At 73.7% G+C, this 14,974-nt stretch carries 13 protein-coding genes; 9 read left to right on the forward strand and 4 right to left on the reverse strand.

The features are described 5' to 3' along the window. Positions 1-10 precede the first annotated feature (10 nt). The gene (locus ACWEO5_RS16025; RefSeq protein WP_344552670.1) at positions 11-928 is read right to left on the reverse strand and encodes a glutamate ABC transporter substrate-binding protein; all 918 of its coding nucleotides are present in this window, start codon (positions 926-928) and stop codon (positions 11-13) included. 75 nt (positions 929-1,003) lie between these two features. Further along, positions 1,004-1,786 carry an amino acid ABC transporter ATP-binding protein gene (locus ACWEO5_RS16030; RefSeq protein ID WP_380274751.1) on the reverse strand — a complete coding sequence of 261 codons (783 nt, stop codon included), beginning with the start codon at positions 1,784-1,786 and terminating at the stop codon, positions 1,004-1,006. A gap of 441 nt (positions 1,787-2,227) precedes the next feature. Between ACWEO5_RS16030 and ACWEO5_RS16035 the strand changes: the two genes are divergently transcribed. After that, positions 2,228-2,959, forward strand: coding sequence for a response regulator transcription factor (locus ACWEO5_RS16035; protein WP_452162964.1), 732 nt, complete (start codon positions 2,228-2,230; stop codon positions 2,957-2,959). Between the two features lie 6 nt (positions 2,960-2,965). Beyond that, positions 2,966-4,393, forward strand: a complete 1,428-nt coding sequence (locus ACWEO5_RS16040) for a sensor histidine kinase (protein ID WP_452162965.1) — start codon at positions 2,966-2,968, stop codon at positions 4,391-4,393. Between the two features lie 30 nt (positions 4,394-4,423). Here ACWEO5_RS16040 and ACWEO5_RS16045 read toward each other — a convergent pair whose 3' ends face one another. After that, positions 4,424-5,449, reverse strand: a complete 1,026-nt coding sequence (locus tag ACWEO5_RS16045; RefSeq protein ID WP_452162966.1) for a TAXI family TRAP transporter solute-binding subunit — start codon at positions 5,447-5,449, stop codon at positions 4,424-4,426. A gap of 73 nt (positions 5,450-5,522) precedes the next feature. On the opposite strand from ACWEO5_RS16045, the gene miaB reads away from it, so the two are divergent. Then, positions 5,523-7,016: a tRNA (N6-isopentenyl adenosine(37)-C2)-methylthiotransferase MiaB gene (gene miaB / locus ACWEO5_RS16050; RefSeq protein WP_452162967.1), complete on the forward strand. Its 1,494-nt coding sequence runs from the start codon at positions 5,523-5,525 to the stop codon at positions 7,014-7,016. 222 nt (positions 7,017-7,238) lie between these two features. Then, complete coding sequence (locus ACWEO5_RS16055; protein ID WP_344552664.1) at positions 7,239-7,931, forward strand: class III extradiol dioxygenase subunit B-like domain-containing protein; 693 nt, start codon at positions 7,239-7,241, stop codon at positions 7,929-7,931. A 42-nt stretch (positions 7,932-7,973) separates the two neighbouring features. On the opposite strand, the gene ACWEO5_RS16060 is transcribed toward ACWEO5_RS16055, so the two are convergent. Then, positions 7,974-8,195 (reverse strand): antitoxin, encoded by a 222-nt coding sequence (locus ACWEO5_RS16060; protein WP_014138444.1) that lies wholly within the window; start codon positions 8,193-8,195, stop codon positions 7,974-7,976. Positions 8,196-8,304: 109 nt separating this feature from the next. Here ACWEO5_RS16060 and miaA point away from each other — a divergent pair, with 109 nt between their 5' ends. From miaA to hflX, 5 genes are all read left to right on the forward strand, one after another. After that, positions 8,305-9,282, forward strand: coding sequence for a tRNA (adenosine(37)-N6)-dimethylallyltransferase MiaA (gene miaA / locus ACWEO5_RS16065; RefSeq protein ID WP_452162968.1), 978 nt, complete (start codon positions 8,305-8,307; stop codon positions 9,280-9,282). Between the two features lie 252 nt (positions 9,283-9,534). Then, positions 9,535-10,020 (forward strand): hypothetical protein, encoded by a 486-nt coding sequence (locus ACWEO5_RS16070; protein WP_452162969.1) that lies wholly within the window; start codon positions 9,535-9,537, stop codon positions 10,018-10,020. Positions 10,021-10,069: 49 nt separating this feature from the next. Further along, positions 10,070-10,948 (forward strand): diaminopimelate epimerase, encoded by an 879-nt coding sequence (gene dapF, locus ACWEO5_RS16075; protein ID WP_452162970.1) that lies wholly within the window; start codon positions 10,070-10,072, stop codon positions 10,946-10,948. 193 nt (positions 10,949-11,141) lie between these two features. Beyond that, positions 11,142-13,397, forward strand: a complete 2,256-nt coding sequence (locus ACWEO5_RS16080; protein ID WP_452162971.1) for a RelA/SpoT family protein — start codon at positions 11,142-11,144, stop codon at positions 13,395-13,397. Between the two features lies 1 nt (position 13,398). Next, entirely contained in the window at positions 13,399-14,898 is a 1,500-nt protein-coding gene (gene hflX, locus ACWEO5_RS16085) for a GTPase HflX (protein WP_344552657.1), read from the forward strand. Positions 14,899-14,974 lie beyond the last annotated feature (76 nt).

Below are 14,974 nucleotides of genomic sequence, written 5' to 3' on the forward strand. Positions count from 1 at the left end.
CGGACGGGCGTCAGGAGGCGGTGGTCGGGTCCAGGTCGGGGACGGACGGCGCGGCCGAGCCGGACAGGCCCAGGGTGGCGTCGTACGCCTTCTTCCAGTCGCCGTTGTCCTCGTGCTTCTTGAGGGCGTCGTTGATCGCCTTCTGCAGCACCGCGTCGCCCTTCTTCAGGCCGATGCCGTAGCGCTCCTTGGAGAACGGCTCGCCGACGACCTTGAGCTTGCCCTGGTTCTTCGCGGCGTAGCCCTTGAGGATCGCGTCGTCGGTGGTGACCGCGTCGACCTCCTTGGTGAGCAGCTTCTCCACGCAGAGCGAGTAGCTGTCGAAGGTGGTGACGTTGGGCTCGTACTTCTTGATGTTGTCGATCGAGGTGGAGCCGGCGGCGGTGCAGACCGACTTGCCCTTGGTGGTCTCGGGGCTGGTGATGTCGGCGTTGTCCTTGTTCACCAGCAGCGACTGGCCGGCGATGTAGTACGGGCCGGCGAAGTCGATCTGGGTCTTGCGCTTGTCGTTGATCGAGTAGGTGCCGACGTAGTAGTCGACCTGGCCGCCGGACAGCGAGGTCTCGCGGGCGCTGGAGTTGATCGTCTTGAAGTCGATCTGGTCGGCGGAGAAGCCCAGGTCGGCGGCGACCATCTTGGCGATCTCGATGTCGAAGCCGTTGCGCTTGCCGGTCTGCACGTCCTCGAAGCCGAGGAAGGGCTGGTCGGACTTGGCGCCGATGACCAGCTTGCCGCGCTTCTTGGCCTCGGTCCACACCGGCGAGCCGTCCAGCTTGGCGTCGGCGTTCACCTGGTAGGTCGGCAGCTGCGGGGCGGCCGAACCGCCCTTGTCGGCATCGGAGTTCGGCGATCCGTCCTTGCCGCAGGCGGCGACCGCCGTCAGGGCGAGGACGGACAGGGCGGCGGCTACGGTACGACGGGCCTTCATGCGGTCGTTCTCTCCTCGGTAGGGGCCATCGCTGGCTCCGGGCACATTCGAACTGACGCTAGATCAAGCTGGGTCTCAGTGGTGCAGGATCTTCGAGAGGAAGTCCTTGGCACGGTCGCTGCGCGGCGCGGTGAAGAACGCCTCGGGGGTGTTCTGCTCGACGATCCGGCCGTCCGCCATGAACAGGACGCGGTTGGCGGCCGAGCGCGCGAAGCCCATCTCGTGGGTCACCACCACCATGGTCATGCCCTTGGCGGCGAGCGAGCGCATCACCTCCAGCACCTCGTTGACCATCTCCGGGTCGAGGGCCGAGGTGGGCTCGTCGAACAGCATCACCTTGGGGTTCATCGCCAGCGCGCGGGCGATCGCCACCCGCTGCTGCTGGCCGCCGGACAGCTGGGCCGGGAACTTGTCCGCCTGGGCGCCGACGCCGACCCGCTCCAGCAGCTCGCGGGCGGTCCTCTCGGCCTCGGCCTTCGGCACCCGGCCGACCTTCACCTGGGCCAGCACCACGTTCTGCAGCACGGTCTTGTGCGCGAACAGGTTGAAGGACTGGAACACCATGCCGACCTGGGCGCGCAGCCGGGCCAGTTCGCGGCCCTCGGCGGGCAGCGGACGGCCGTCCACCTCGATCGTGCCGGAGTCGATGGTCTCCAGCCGGTTGATGGTGCGGCACAGCGTGGACTTGCCGGAGCCGGACGGGCCGATCAGCACCACGACCTCGCCCTGGGCGATCTCCAGGTCGATGTCCTGCAGCACGTGCAGCGCGCCGAAGTGCTTGTTCACCCCGCGCAGCGACACCAGCGGGGTGCTCCCGCCGCCCTCCGCCCGCTGCGGCTCGGCGCTGTTCTCGGTCATCGCGGCTCGCTCCCTCGTCCTCCGAACCCGGGCCAACTCGCAGGGGCCGCAGAGCCGGTGATGGTCCGTCTGATGTCCGGGGGCCGGAGCCGGCGGAGCCCTCGGCCCCCGGACTGGGGTGACTTTAGACAGGTACACGACCCCTCGTCAGCCGATCTGAGCTGAACTTGAGGATCACGGTTCGGCTACGCCGGGTAGTCGGCAGGTAGCGGATACCGGCTGGGTAACGGACCGGCCGTCCCGGTTGACCGGGTGACGCCGGATGGGCATGGATGCCAGGATGGCGCCGTTCCGCCGGGACGGTGCCGAAGCCGCGGCCGCGGGGCGACCCGCGCCGCGGAACGACCGGACGTGTCCGAACCGGTCCGCGGCGCCGCCGGACCGAACCCGGACGAACACGCCGAACCGAACCCGAACGAACACCGCCGGAAAGGGAACCCGATGCGCCTGCTCCTGGTCGAGGACGACGACCGCGTGGCCGCCGCCCTGGTCGCGGTGCTCGGCCGGCACGGCTTCCAGGTCCGGCACGCCCGCAGCGGCCACGAGGCGCTGGACGCGCTCGTCCCCGACGGCAGCGACCCCTACCGGGTGGTGCTGCTCGACCTCGGCCTGCCCGACCGGGACGGCTTCGAGGTGTGCAGCCGGATCCGGGCCGGCAGCGGCGTCCCGGTCATCATGGTGACCGCGCGCGCCGACATCCGCTCCCGCATCCACGGCCTCAACCTCGGCGCCGACGACTACGTGGTCAAGCCCTACGACATGGGCGAACTCCTGGCCCGCATCCACGCGGTCGCCCGCCGCGGCACCCCCAGGGCCACCGAGGAGAACGGCCCCGAACCGGCCGGACCGCTCGCCTCCCGCGGCATCGAGATCGACCGCGAGCGCCGCCGGGTCTCGGTCGAGGGCCGCGACGTCCCGCTCACCCGCAAGGAGTTCGACCTGCTGGCGCTGCTCGCCCAGAGCCCCGGCGTGGTCTACCGCCGGGAACAGATCTTCAGCGAGGTCTGGCGCTCCGGCTGGGAGGGCAACGGCCGCACCCTGGAGGTGCACATCGGCTCGCTGCGCACCAAGCTCGGCCTGCCCGGACTGGTCGAGGCCGTCCGCGGCGTCGGCTACCGGCTGATAGCCGACCAGCCCGAGGGCGGCGTCACCGACGACGCGGCGGAGCGCTGACCGTACGTGCGCAACCGCCTGCTCGGCATCCTGATCGCCCTGATGGCCTGCGTGCTGGCCGCGCTCGGAGTGCCCCTGGCCTACCTGATCGCCGCCTCCGAGCAGTCCAAGGTGGTCGTCGACCGGATCGACGACGCCGCCCGCTTCGCCCAGGACCTGCCCACCCAGGGCCGCCCCAACACCGCCGCCGTCAAGGGCGACCCGCAGCCCGGCCCCGGCGACAACGGCCGACTGTACGCCCTGACCAGCGAGGCCGAGCGCTACCACGAGCTGTACGGCGTCCGGATCGGCGTCTTCCAGCGCGACGGCAGCGCCGTCGCCGCCGCCCCCGACGGCTGGCGGCCCCCCGCCGACGGCCCCGGCCGGCAGGCCTACCAGGAGGCGCTGGCCGGCCGCCGCAGCCACAACCCGCCGCAGGTCTGGCCGTGGACCCCCGACCGTACCCTGGCCGTCGCCCTGCCGGTGGTCCGCGACGGCGACGTGGTCGCGGTGGTGCTCACCGAGTCGCCCACCGGCGGCCTGCGCTCGCGCATCCTGCACCGCTGGATGGTGCTGGCCGGCGGCGAGGCGCTCGCCATGATCGTCGCCATCCTGCTGGCCGTCCGGCTGACCGGCTGGGTGCTGCGCCCGGTCCGCACCCTGGACCGGGCCACCCACGACATCGCCACCGGACGGCTCGGCGCCCGGGTCGCCCCCAGCGGCGGGCCGCCCGAACTGCGGCGGCTGGCCCGCTCGTTCAACGACATGGCGGACCACGTGGTGCTCGCCATCGACCAGCAGCGGGCGTTCGTCGCCGACGCCTCCCACCAGCTGCGCAACCCGCTCGCCGCACTGCTGCTGCGGGTCGAGCTGATCGGCCTGGACCTGCCCGAGGGCCACGAGGAGGAGCTCGTCGCCGTCCGCGAGGAGGGCGCCCGGCTGGCCCGGGTGCTGGACGACCTGCTCGGCCTGGCCACCGCCGAGGGCTCCCGGCCCGAACCCGAACCCGTCGACCTGGCCGAACTCGTCCGCACCCGGGTCGACGCCTGGCGGCCGCTGGCCGAGCGCGGGGGCGTCCGGCTCAGCTGGGAGGGCCCGCCGATGGCGCACGCCTGGGCCGACCCGATCGGCTTCGGCAGCGCGCTGGACGCCGTCCTGGACAACGCGCTGAAGTTCACCCCGGCCGAGAGCACCGTCCGGGTCGGCCTCAGCATCGGCAAGGACGAGGTCACCGCCACCGTCACCGACGCCGGGCCCGGCCTCACCGAGGAGGAACTGGCCCGGGTCGGCGACCGGTTCTGGCGCTCCTCCCGGCACCAGAACATCGACGGCTCGGGCCTGGGCCTGTCCATCGCCCGCACCCTGCTGCTGGCCGGCGGCGGCGGACTGGACTTCGCGCCCGCCGAGCCCCACGGCCTTACCGTCCGGCTGGCGGTGCCCCGGCGCCGCCGGTGAGGCGCGGCGGGCCCGCGGTCCCCGGAGCGGTCAGGGCTTGACCGACAGGTAGTAGCGCTCGGCGCCGTCGTGCAGCGGCAGCGGATCGGTGTACACCGCGGTGCGCAGGTCCACCAGCTGGGCGGCGTGCACCTGGCCGCCGATGTCGTCCCGGCTGTCGATCACCGCCCGGGTCAGCGCCTCCACCAGCGCCGGGTCTACGTCCGCCCGGGTCACCAGCAGGTTCGGCACCGCCACCGTCGGCACCGCGACCCGCTCCGGCTGCACGTCCGGGTAGGCGTCGGCGGGGATGGTCGCCGCCCGGTACGCGTCCATCCCCGGGCCCGCCAGCTGGTGCAGCGGGTCGGACAGGTCGCCCATCGGCACGATCCGGATCGGCGTGCGCTGCGACAGGTCGGTCAGCGCGGTCGTCGGCAGGCCGCCCGACCAGAAGAACGCGTCCAGCTCCTTCCGCTGCAGCCCGTCCGCCGCCTGGCCGACGCTGACCAGGGACGGCCGCACGTCCCGGTCCGGGTTCAGGCCCGCCGCCTCCAGCAGCCGCCGGGTCACCAGGTTCACCCCCGACTTCGCCTGCCCCACCCCGACCCGCTTCCCCCGCAGGTCCGCCACCGAGTGCACCGGCGAGTCGGCCGGCACCACCAGCTGCATGTAGTCGTCGTAGAGCCGGGCGATCGCCCGCAGCTCCGGCTTGCGCGGGCTGCCGAAGGTCGCCACCGAGTCCGCCGTGGCGACCGCGAAGTCGTCCTGGCCCGCCAGCACCCGCTCCAGGTTGTCCAGCGAGCCCTCGGAGTTGTCCAGCCGGACCTTCAGCCCCGGCATGTGCACGCCCAGGTACTGCTGCAGCAGCACCCCGTACCGGTCGTACACCCCGCCGTTCACCCCGGTCGCGAAGGTGACCCGGCCGTGCGGGCCCGAGGCCGAGGACGCCGAGGACGCCCACCAGCCGCCCGCGCCCGCCGCCACCAGCAGCAGCACCGCGCCGAGCCGGAACAGCCGGTGGCGCAGCACCCGGCGCAGCGCGGCACCCGGACGGGAGGGGAGGTTCGCAGCAGCCATGCCGTGGATACTGCCAGCCCCCACCGCCCGGCGGGAGGCCCCCTCCGCTGCCCGTACCCTTGGCTCTGTGGGTATGGAGGAGAGCTTGCGAACTTACAAGGTCGTCACGTACGGCTGCCAGATGAACGTCCACGACTCCGAGCGCCTGTCCGGGCTGCTGGAGGAGGCCGGCTACGCCAAGGCGGCCGGCGACGGCGACCCCGACCTGGTGGTCTTCAACACCTGCGCGGTCCGCGAGAACGCCGACAACAAGCTGTACGGCAACCTCGGCCGGCTCGCCCCCGCCAAGCAGGCCAACCGCGGCATGCAGATCGCCGTCGGCGGCTGCCTGGCGCAGAAGGACCGCGAGACCATCGTCCGCAAGGCCCCCTGGGTCGACGTCGTCTTCGGCACCCACAACATCGGCCACCTGCCCGCCCTGCTGGAGCGCGCCGCGGTCGAGCGCAAGGCCCAGGTCGAGATCCTCGAATCGCTGGAGACCTTCCCCTCCACCCTGCCCACCCGGCGCGAGTCCGCGTACGCGGCCTGGGTCGCGATCTCGGTCGGCTGCAACAACACCTGCACCTTCTGCATCGTCCCCGCCCTGCGCGGCAAGGAGGAGGACCGCCGCCCCGGCGACGTGCTCGCCGAGGTCGAGGCCCTGGTCGCCGAGGGCGTCGTCGAGGTCACCCTGCTCGGGCAGAACGTCAACGCGTACGGCTCCGACCTCGGCGACCGGGAGGCGTTCGGCAAGCTGCTGCGCGCCTGCGGCCAGGTCGAGGGCCTGGAGCGGGTCCGCTTCACCTCGCCGCACCCGCGCGACTTCACCGACGACGTGATCGCCGCGATGGCCGAGACGCCCAACGTGATGCACCAGCTGCACATGCCGCTGCAGTCCGGCTCGGACACCGTCCTGAAGGCGATGCGGCGCTCCTACCGGCAGGAACGCTTCCTCGGCATCATCGAGAAGGTCCGGGCCGCGATGCCCGACGCCGCGATCTCCACCGACATCATCGTCGGCTTCCCCGGCGAGACCGACGAGGACTTCGAGCAGACCATGCACGTGGTCCGCGAGGCCCGGTTCGCCAACGCCTTCACCTTCCAGTACTCCAAGCGGCCCGGGACGCCCGCCGCCGACATGGCGGACCAGGTCCCGAAGGCCGTGGTGCAGGAGCGCTACGAACGGCTGGTCGCCCTCCAGGAGGAGATCTCCTGGGAGGAGAACAAGAAGCAGGTCGGCCGCCGGCTGGAGATCCTGGTCGCCGAGGGCGAGGGCAAGAAGGACGACCGCACCGACCGGCTCTCCGGGCGCGCGCCCGACAACCGGCTGGTCCACTTCTCGCGTCCGGAGGGCGGCGTGCGGCCCGGCGACATGGTCACCGTCGAGATCACCTACGCCGCCCCGCACCACCTCCTCGCGGAGGGCCCCGCGCTGGGCGTGCGCCGCACCCGGGCGGGCGACGCGTGGGAGAAGCGGCAGGCGGCGCCGGCCGCGAAGCCGGCGGGCGTGATGCTGGGGCTGCCGGGCATCGGCGCGCCCAAGCAGGTCGCGGCGGCGCCGGGCGGGGGCGGCTGCGGCTGCGAGTAGCCGCTGCGCTCGGCCGGGCTGCTGCGCCGAGGTGAAGCCGGGGGCGCGGGGAACCGCGCGCAGGGGGCACCCCCAGCCCCCTCGGGGCCGCGGGAGGGAGCGGCACGTCAGCGTGGTCGCGGGACGGTGCAGGTGATCGTCCTGCGTCGCGATCCCGCTGTGCGTGCTCGCGTTCCCGGGCTTCGCGGCTGTCGTCGGTGCGCTCCGCGTAGAGTGATCGTCATGCTTGCTGCCGCCGCCGTGTGCCCCTGCCCGCCGTTGCTCGTGCCGGAGGTGGCGGTGGGGGCCGCCGGTGAGGTGGCGGAGTTGCGGGGGGCGTGCCTGGCGGCGGTGGGGGAGCTGGCGGGGGTCGACCTGGTGGTGGTGGTCGGGACCGGCGAGCGGGCCGGGGTGTGGACGGAGGGCGGGGCGGGGTCGCTGCGCCGGTACGGGGTGTCGAAGGCGGTGCGGCTGCCGCTGGGCGGGGTGGACGGTCCGGAGCTGTCGCCCGCGCTGACGGTGGGGGCGTGGCTGCTGGAGGAGGCGGGCGTCCGGGTGCCGACGCACGCCGTCGCGGTGCGGCCGGACACGGGCGTCGAGCGGCTGCTGGGCCTGGGCCGGGGGTTGGCCGAACTCGCGGACCGGGTGGGCCTGTTGGTGCTCGGTGACGGCAGCGCCCGGCGCTCGGTGAAGGCGCCCGGGTACCTGGACGAGCGGGCCGAGGGGTACGACCGGGCGGTGGCGCTCGCGCTGGCCGGGGCGGACGCGTCCGCGCTGGCGGGGCTGGACGCGGGGCTGTCGGCCGAGCTGATGGCCGAGGGGCGCGCCCCGTGGCAGGTGCTGGCGGGTGCCGCGGAGGGCGCCGCGCTCAGCGGTGAACTGCGGTACGAGGACGCCCCGTACGGCGTCGGCTACCTGGTGGCCTCCTGGCGCTGAGCGCGCCGAACGCGCCGGACGGCGCGCGGGCCCCGGGCGGGGTCAGTCGTCCTTGGGCTTGGCGGCGAAGTCGTCGCGGGCGTGCTTGGTGGCCGAGGTGCCCTTGACGATCTTGTCGGAGTACTTGTGCTTGGTGGCCTTGTCGATCGCCTCGCCGGTCTTGTCCACCACGCTGTCGATCTTGTCGCCGTGCTTGCCGGCCAGCTCGCTGGCCTTCTCCTTGAGTTCCTCGGCCTTGCCCTTGAGGTTGTCCATCAGGCCCATGGAGTGCGCTCCTCGCGAATCGGGTGATTTCGGTACCGGATATAGCTGATCCTCCCCGGTCAACGACGCTGCGACACGGGAGGTGCCCGGCTTTTGCGAGACTGGTGGGGTGAGTGGTTCCCCTACCCCCCCTTCCGCACGCCCCGACGCCCTGCCCCGGGTGGTCTCGGTGGTCGGCGCCACGGCGGCCGGCAAGTCCGACCTGGCGGTGGCGATCGCCCGCGAGCTCGGCGGGGAGGTGGTGAACACCGACTCGATGCAGCTGTACCGGGGCATGGACATCGGCACCGCCAAGCTGACGGCCGAGGAGCGGGCCGGCGTCCCGCACCACCTGCTGGACGTGTGGGAGGTGACCGAGACCGCCTCGGTGGCCGAGTACCAGCGCCTCGCGCGGGCGGAGATGGACCGGCAGCTGGCGGCGGGGCAGGTGCCGGTGCTGGTCGGCGGGTCCGGCCTGTACGTGCGGGCGGCGGTGGACGAGATGGAGTTCCCCGGCACCGACCCCGAGGTGCGGGCCCGGCTGGAGGAGGAGCTGGAGCGGGTCGGCTCCGGCGTGCTGCACCGGCGGCTGGCCGGCCTCGACCCGGCGGCGGCGGCGGCGATCCTGCCCAGCAACGGGCGGCGGGTGGTCCGGGCGCTGGAGGTCATCGAGTTCACCGGGCGCCCGTTCACGGCCAGCCTGCCGACCCAGCGGGCGGTGTACGACGCGGTGCAGATCGGCGTCCGGGTGCCCCGTCCGGAGCTGGACCGGCGGATCGAGCTGCGGGTGGACCGGATGTGGGAGGCCGGGCTGCTCGACGAGGTGCGGGAGTTGGAGGCGGCCGGGCTGCGCGAGGGGCTGACCGCGAGCCGGGCGCTCGGCTACCAGCAGGTGCTGGCGTTCTTCGCGGGGGAGTGCACCGAGGACGAGGCGCGGGCGGAGACCGTCCGGGCCACCCGCCGGTTCGCCCGGCGGCAGGAGTCCTGGTTCCGCCGGGACGACCGGATCCACTGGCTGGACCGCCCCGAGGGCGCCGATCCGGTCGGGCTGCTGGGCCGGGCACTGGAACTGATCCACCGTCCGGAAGAACCCGGCAAGGCGGGCTGACCGGCGCATTTCGGCTGCCCGGCGGCCTGATCCGGCCAGGCCCGCGGCGTCTGCACCGGCAGACGCAGGTGCAGAAGGCACCGGCGGTCACGACCGGATCACGTCCTGGCATCGGATCACCCGATCAAGCCGTGGGACCCCCTGCCGGAGTGTTGGTACGTGCCATCATCGGTAGCACCGAGGCCCGGCACGCGGGCCGGCCTCACTGCCCGCGAGCCCCGGAGCTCGTGTCGAGCCGTCAGGGGAGGCCGCGTGTCAACGGGTACCGGCCCCGAAACCGATGAGCTGCTCGGCGACGTCTCGGACGGGTCCGAGACCCTTCCCGAGCTCGCCGTCCCCACCACCTCGTACGCGGTCGCGCTGCCCGCCATCGACGACCTGGCCGCCGCGCCGGGCGTGGTCCACGAGCGGGACATCCGGCCCCGCCGCCGACTGCGCTGGTGGCAGATCCTGCCGATCGCCGCGACGCTGATGTTCGGCTCGCTGATGTTCGCCTTCCCGCTCGCCTTCGGCAGCGAGGGCGCCACCGCGATGATCGGGATGCTCGGCCTGCTGATCACCTCGGCCTCGGTCGGCTGGGGCGCGATGGCCGGCCGCCGGGCCGGCTACAAGTGGCCGGGCGTGCCCCGCCGGGGCAGCAGCGAGCGGGCGGGCTGGAAGGCCATCGTGCTGTACACCCTGCTGGCCGCGGCGGCCGTCGCGCTCGCCGTCTGGCGGGTCGTCCACCTGCGCGGCTAGCGCCGCACCGCGGGCCGGTCGCCCGGCGGCCCCCGTTACCATCGGCGGTGTGAGCGAGCGCAGCGGAACCAGCGGAACGGCCTTCCTCAAGGGGCACGGCACCCAGAACGACTTCGTGATCGTCCCGGACCCGGACGGTCGGATCGACCTGTCGGCGGCGGACGTCGCCGCCCTGTGCGACCGGCGGGCCGGGATCGGCGCGGACGGCGTGCTGCGGGTGGTCCGCTCGGCGGCCGAGCCCGCCGCGGCGGGGATGGCCGGGCAGGCCGAGTGGTTCATGGACTACCGCAACGCGGACGGCTCGATCGCCGAGATGTGCGGCAACGGGGTGCGGGTGTTCGCCCGGTACCTGGTGCACGCCGGGCACGCCGAGCCGGGCGAGCTGGCGGTGGCCACCCGCGGCGGGGTCAAGCGGGTGCGGATCGCCCCGGACGCCCCGGACGGCACCCCGGGCGAGGTCACCGTGGACATGGGCCGCGCCGTGTTCCCCGGCCCGGACGGCATCACCGTCACCGTGGACGGGCGGACCTGGCCCGCGCTGAACGTCAACATGGGCAACCCGCACGCCGTCGCCTTCGTCGCGGACCTGGCGCACGCGGGCCACCTGCTCGACGCCCCGGCCACCGCCCCCGCGGGCGCCTACCCGCAGGGCGTGAACGTGGAGTTCGTGGTGGACCGCGGCGAGCGGCACGTGGCGATGCGGGTGCACGAGCGCGGCTCCGGCGAGACCCGCTCCTGCGGCACCGGCGCCTGCGCCGTCGCGGTGGCGGCGATCCGGCGCGACGGGGTCGACCCGGCGGTCACCGGCGAGTCCGCGCGCTACACGGTGGACCTGCCCGGCGGGCGGCTGGTGATCGAGGAGTTCCCGGACGGCCGGATCGAGATGACCGGCCCCGCGGTGATCGTCGCGGAGGGCGTGCTCGCCTGACGGCCGGTCAGGGCGACGGGCGGGTCAGGGCGACGGCGGGTCAGTTCCCGCTTCCCAGACCGCTCTCCGGCTAATCCGCCCGTTCGAGTGATCCGGGTGGCAGAGGGGAAGCGGGGGCTCGCGCAACGTGCTCTGCTCGGTAGCATGGACCACCGGGTCGGCCGTCGCTCCGGTGTTGCTGCCGGAGGTGCAGATGACCATCCGCTCCGAGTTGGCGGGTTCGCCGTCCAAGCAGCAGGCGGGCCGGTTCAGCCGTGCGGCGCTCGGCCGGGCCGGCCGGGCGGCACTGCTCGCCACCGGGCGGACGCCCGTCCCCGACGCCATCGAGCCGATCGTCCAGGCCCACCGGGTGCACCACCCGCAGGCCGACGTACCGCTGCTGACCAGGGCGTACCGCCTCGCCGAGGAGAGCCACCGGGGGCAGACCCGGAAGAGCGGCGAGCCGTACATCACCCACCCGCTCGCGGTCACGATGATCCTCGCCCAGCTCGGTTCGGACACCACCACGCTGGTCGCCTCGCTGCTGCACGACACCGTCGAGGACACCGAGGTGACCCTGGCGCAGGTCGCCGAGGACTTCGGGCCCGAGGTGGCGTACCTGGTGGACGGCGTCACCAAACTGGAGAAGGTCGACTTCGGGGCCGCCGCCGAGCCCGAGACCTTCCGCAAGATGCTGGTCGCCACCGGCGACGACGTCCGGGTGATGGTGATCAAGCTCGCCGACCGGCTGCACAACATGCGCACCATCCGGCACATGAAGCCCGCCAGCCAGGTGCGGATCGCCAACGTCACCCGGGACGTGCTGATCCCGCTCGCCGAGCGGCTCGGCATCCAGGTGGTCAAGGCGGAGCTGGAGGACATCGTCTTCGCCACCCTGCACCCCGAGGAGTACGGGCGCACCGGCGCGGTGGCCGGCGGCTGGACGGACGGCGTGCTCGCCCCGTTCGCCGCCGAGCTCGGCCGCCAGCTCGCCGAGGCCGGCGTCCCCGCCGCCGTGACCGTCCGCCCCCGGCACCTGGTCTCGCTGCACCGGCTGATGATCAAGCGCGGGGCCGGGCCGGACGGCGCCGGGCTGCGGCCCGCCGACTTCGGGCGGCTGCTGGTGGTGGTCGAGGAGAACGCCGACTGCTACGCCGTGCTCGGCGAGCTGCACACCTGCTGGACGCCGCTGCCCGGAGAGTTCAAGGACTTCGTGGCCGCCCCCAAGTTCAACCTGTACCAGTCGCTGCACACCGCGGTCGCGCTGCCCGGCGGCGAGGTGGTCGAGGTGCTGGTCCGCACCCGGCGGATGCACGAGGTCGCCGAGACCGGCGTGGTCGCCCTCGGCGACCCGCGCGCCGCCGACCGGCAGGGCGCCGCCGACGACCCCGAGGACCGCACCGACCCGGCCCGCCCCGGCTGGCTGGCCCGGCTGCTCGACTGGCAGCAGGACACCCCCGACCCGGACGCCTTCTGGTCCGCGCTCACCGCCGACCTGCGCGACGACCGCGAGATCACCGCCGTCACCGAGGACGGCGCCACCCTGCACCTGCCGGCCGGCTCCAGCTGCCTGGACGCCGCCTACCAGCTCGGCGAGGAGACCGGCCACCGATGTATCGGCGCCCGGGTCAACGGCCGGCTCACCGCGCTCTCCACCGAACTGCGCGACGGCGACATGCTCGGCCTGCTGCTCGCCCCCGACGGCGAGGACAGCGGCCCGGACCCGCAGTGGCTGGAGTACGTCCGCACCCCCGGCGCCCGGCTCGCCGTCGCCCGCCGGCTGGCCGCCCGCCCGGCCGCCCCCGAACTGCCCGAACAGCCCGCCGCGAACACCGCCCCGGCCCCCGCCGCGCCCCCCGCGCCGCCCGCCGCCGCCCCCGCGGAAGTACCCGAACTGCCCGGTGCCACCGTCCGGTTGGCCCGCTGCTGCACACCCGTCCCGCCCGACGAGGTGACCGGCATCGTGCTGCGCGGCGGGGCCGTCGCGGTGCACCGCGCGGGCTGCCCCACCGGCACCCGGATGCTGCGCGGCGGCCGCCACGCCGCCGCCGTCCGCTGGCTGCCCGGCGGCGCCCCGCAGTGGGGCTACCGGGCCACCCTGCACGCCGAGGCGCTCAACCGCCCCCGGCTGCTCGCCGACCTCACCGCGGCGATCTCCGGCGAGGGCGTGTCGATCTTCTCCGCCGAGGTCGAACCGCCCCGCCAGCTGCGGGTCCGGCACAGCTACACCCTGGAACTGCCGGACGCGGCGGCGCTGCCCGCGGTGATGCGGGCGATGCTCCGGGTCTCCGGCGTGTACGACGTCTACCGGCCCAGCGGACCGGAGGCGGCGGCGGGGGCGGGTGCCGGGGCCGAGGAGGCCCCTGGTAAAAGGGATGGCTCGGACACGGCGGACGTGCCACCATCGTGGGGAATTCACGGCGGCTCCGCCGTGTTGTCCGAGAGCACGATCCGATCAACCCAAGGATGAAATGACCTCCACGTTCGACAGCCGCACCCGATCGGGCGAGTCCGCCAACCGACTCACCGACCTCAAGGCGGAAGCCCTGATGGACGAGGACCTCGCGGCGATCGACGAGGGCCTCGGCAACTACGACGGAGAGCAGTACGACCGCACCGAGCGCGCCGCGCTCCGCCGCGTCGCCGGCCTCTCCACCGAACTGCAGGACGTCACCGAAGTCGAGTACCGCCAGCTCCGGCTGGAGCGCGTGGTGCTCGTCGGGGTGTGGACGGACGGCACGCTGGAGGAGGCGGAGAACTCGATGGCCGAGCTCGCCGCCCTCGCCGAGACGGCCGGCTCCGAAGTCCTGGACGGCGTGATCCAGCGCCGCGACAAGCCCGACGCGGCCACCTACATCGGCTCCGGCAAGGCCAAGGAGCTGCGCGACATCGTCGCCTCCACCGGCGCCGACACCGTGGTCTGCGACGGTGAGCTCACCCCCGGCCAGCTGATCCACCTCGAAGACGTGGTCAAGGTCAAGGTCGTCGACCGCACCGCCCTGATCCTGGACATCTTCGCCCAGCACGCCAAGTCCCGGGAGGGCAAGGCGCAGGTCTCGCTCGCGCAGATGCAGTACATGCTGCCGCGCCTGCGCGGCTGGGGCCAGTCGCTGTCCCGGCAGATGGGTGGCGGTGGCTCCGGCAGCTCGGGCGGCGGCATGGCCACCCGCGGTCCCGGTGAGACCAAGATCGAGACCGACCGGCGGCGGATCCGCGAGAAGATGGCGAAGCTCCGCAAGGAGATCGCCGAGATGAAGAAGGGCCGCGACACCAAGCGGCAGGAGCGGCGGCGCAACCACGTCCCGTCGGTGGCCATCGCCGGTTACACCAACGCGGGCAAGTCCTCGCTGCTCAACCGGCTCACCGGCGCCGGCGTCCTGGTGGAGAACGCCCTGTTCGCCACCCTGGACCCGACGGTCCGCCGGGCCCAGACCCCGAGCGGCCGGCTCTACACCCTGGCCGACACGGTCGGCTTCGTCCGGCACCTGCCGCACCACCTGGTCGAGGCGTTCCGCTCCACCATGGAGGAGGTCGCCGACGCCGACCTCATCCTGCACGTGGTGGACGGCTCGCACCCCGAGCCGGAGACCCAGCTGGCTGCCGTCCGCGAGGTGGTCGTCTCGGTCGACGCGCAGAACGTGCCGGAGATCGTGGTGATCAACAAGGCCGACGCGGCGGACCCGCTGGTCCTCCAGCGCCTGCTGCGCCGCGAGCCGCACGCCATCGTGGTGTCGGCCCGCAGCGGCCAGGGCATCGAGGAACTGCTCGAACTGATCGACCGGGAACTGCCCCGCCCCGCGGTGGAGATCCGGGCCCTGGTCCCCTACACCCGCGGCGACCTGGTCTCCCGGGTCCACGCGGAGGGCGAGCTGATCTCCACCGAGCACACGGCGGACGGCACCCTGCTGCACGCCAAGGTGGCGACGGTGCTGGCCGGCGAGCTGGAGAAGTACGAGGTCGTCACGGCCTGACGCGGCCGGACCGACCCGACGGGCGGGCGGCGCCCCGCCCGCGGGGCCCCCCGCCCCGGGCGGGCCCGCGGGCGAA

This window comes from Kitasatospora sp. NPDC004272, from assembly GCF_053603035.1.

Excerpts from the sequence above, each read along its gene's own strand:
- ACWEO5_RS16025 (WP_344552670.1), bottom strand. The coding sequence starts at position 928 with ATGAAGGCCCGTCGTACCGTAGCCGCCGCCCTGTCCGTCCTCGCCCTG.
- ACWEO5_RS16030 (WP_380274751.1), bottom strand. The coding sequence starts at position 1,786 with ATGACCGAGAACAGCGCCGAGCCGCAGCGGGCGGAGGGCGGCGGGAGC.
- ACWEO5_RS16035 (WP_452162964.1), top strand. The coding sequence starts at position 2,228 with ATGCGCCTGCTCCTGGTCGAGGACGACGACCGCGTGGCCGCCGCCCTG.
- ACWEO5_RS16045 (WP_452162966.1), bottom strand. The coding sequence starts at position 5,449 with ATGGCTGCTGCGAACCTCCCCTCCCGTCCGGGTGCCGCGCTGCGCCGG.
- miaB (WP_452162967.1), top strand. The coding sequence starts at position 5,523 with ATGGAGGAGAGCTTGCGAACTTACAAGGTCGTCACGTACGGCTGCCAG.
- ACWEO5_RS16055 (WP_344552664.1), top strand. The coding sequence starts at position 7,239 with ATGCTTGCTGCCGCCGCCGTGTGCCCCTGCCCGCCGTTGCTCGTGCCG.
- ACWEO5_RS16060 (WP_014138444.1), bottom strand. The coding sequence starts at position 8,195 with ATGGGCCTGATGGACAACCTCAAGGGCAAGGCCGAGGAACTCAAGGAG.
- ACWEO5_RS16080 (WP_452162971.1), top strand. The coding sequence starts at position 11,142 with ATGACCATCCGCTCCGAGTTGGCGGGTTCGCCGTCCAAGCAGCAGGCG.
- hflX (WP_344552657.1), top strand. The coding sequence starts at position 13,399 with ATGACCTCCACGTTCGACAGCCGCACCCGATCGGGCGAGTCCGCCAAC.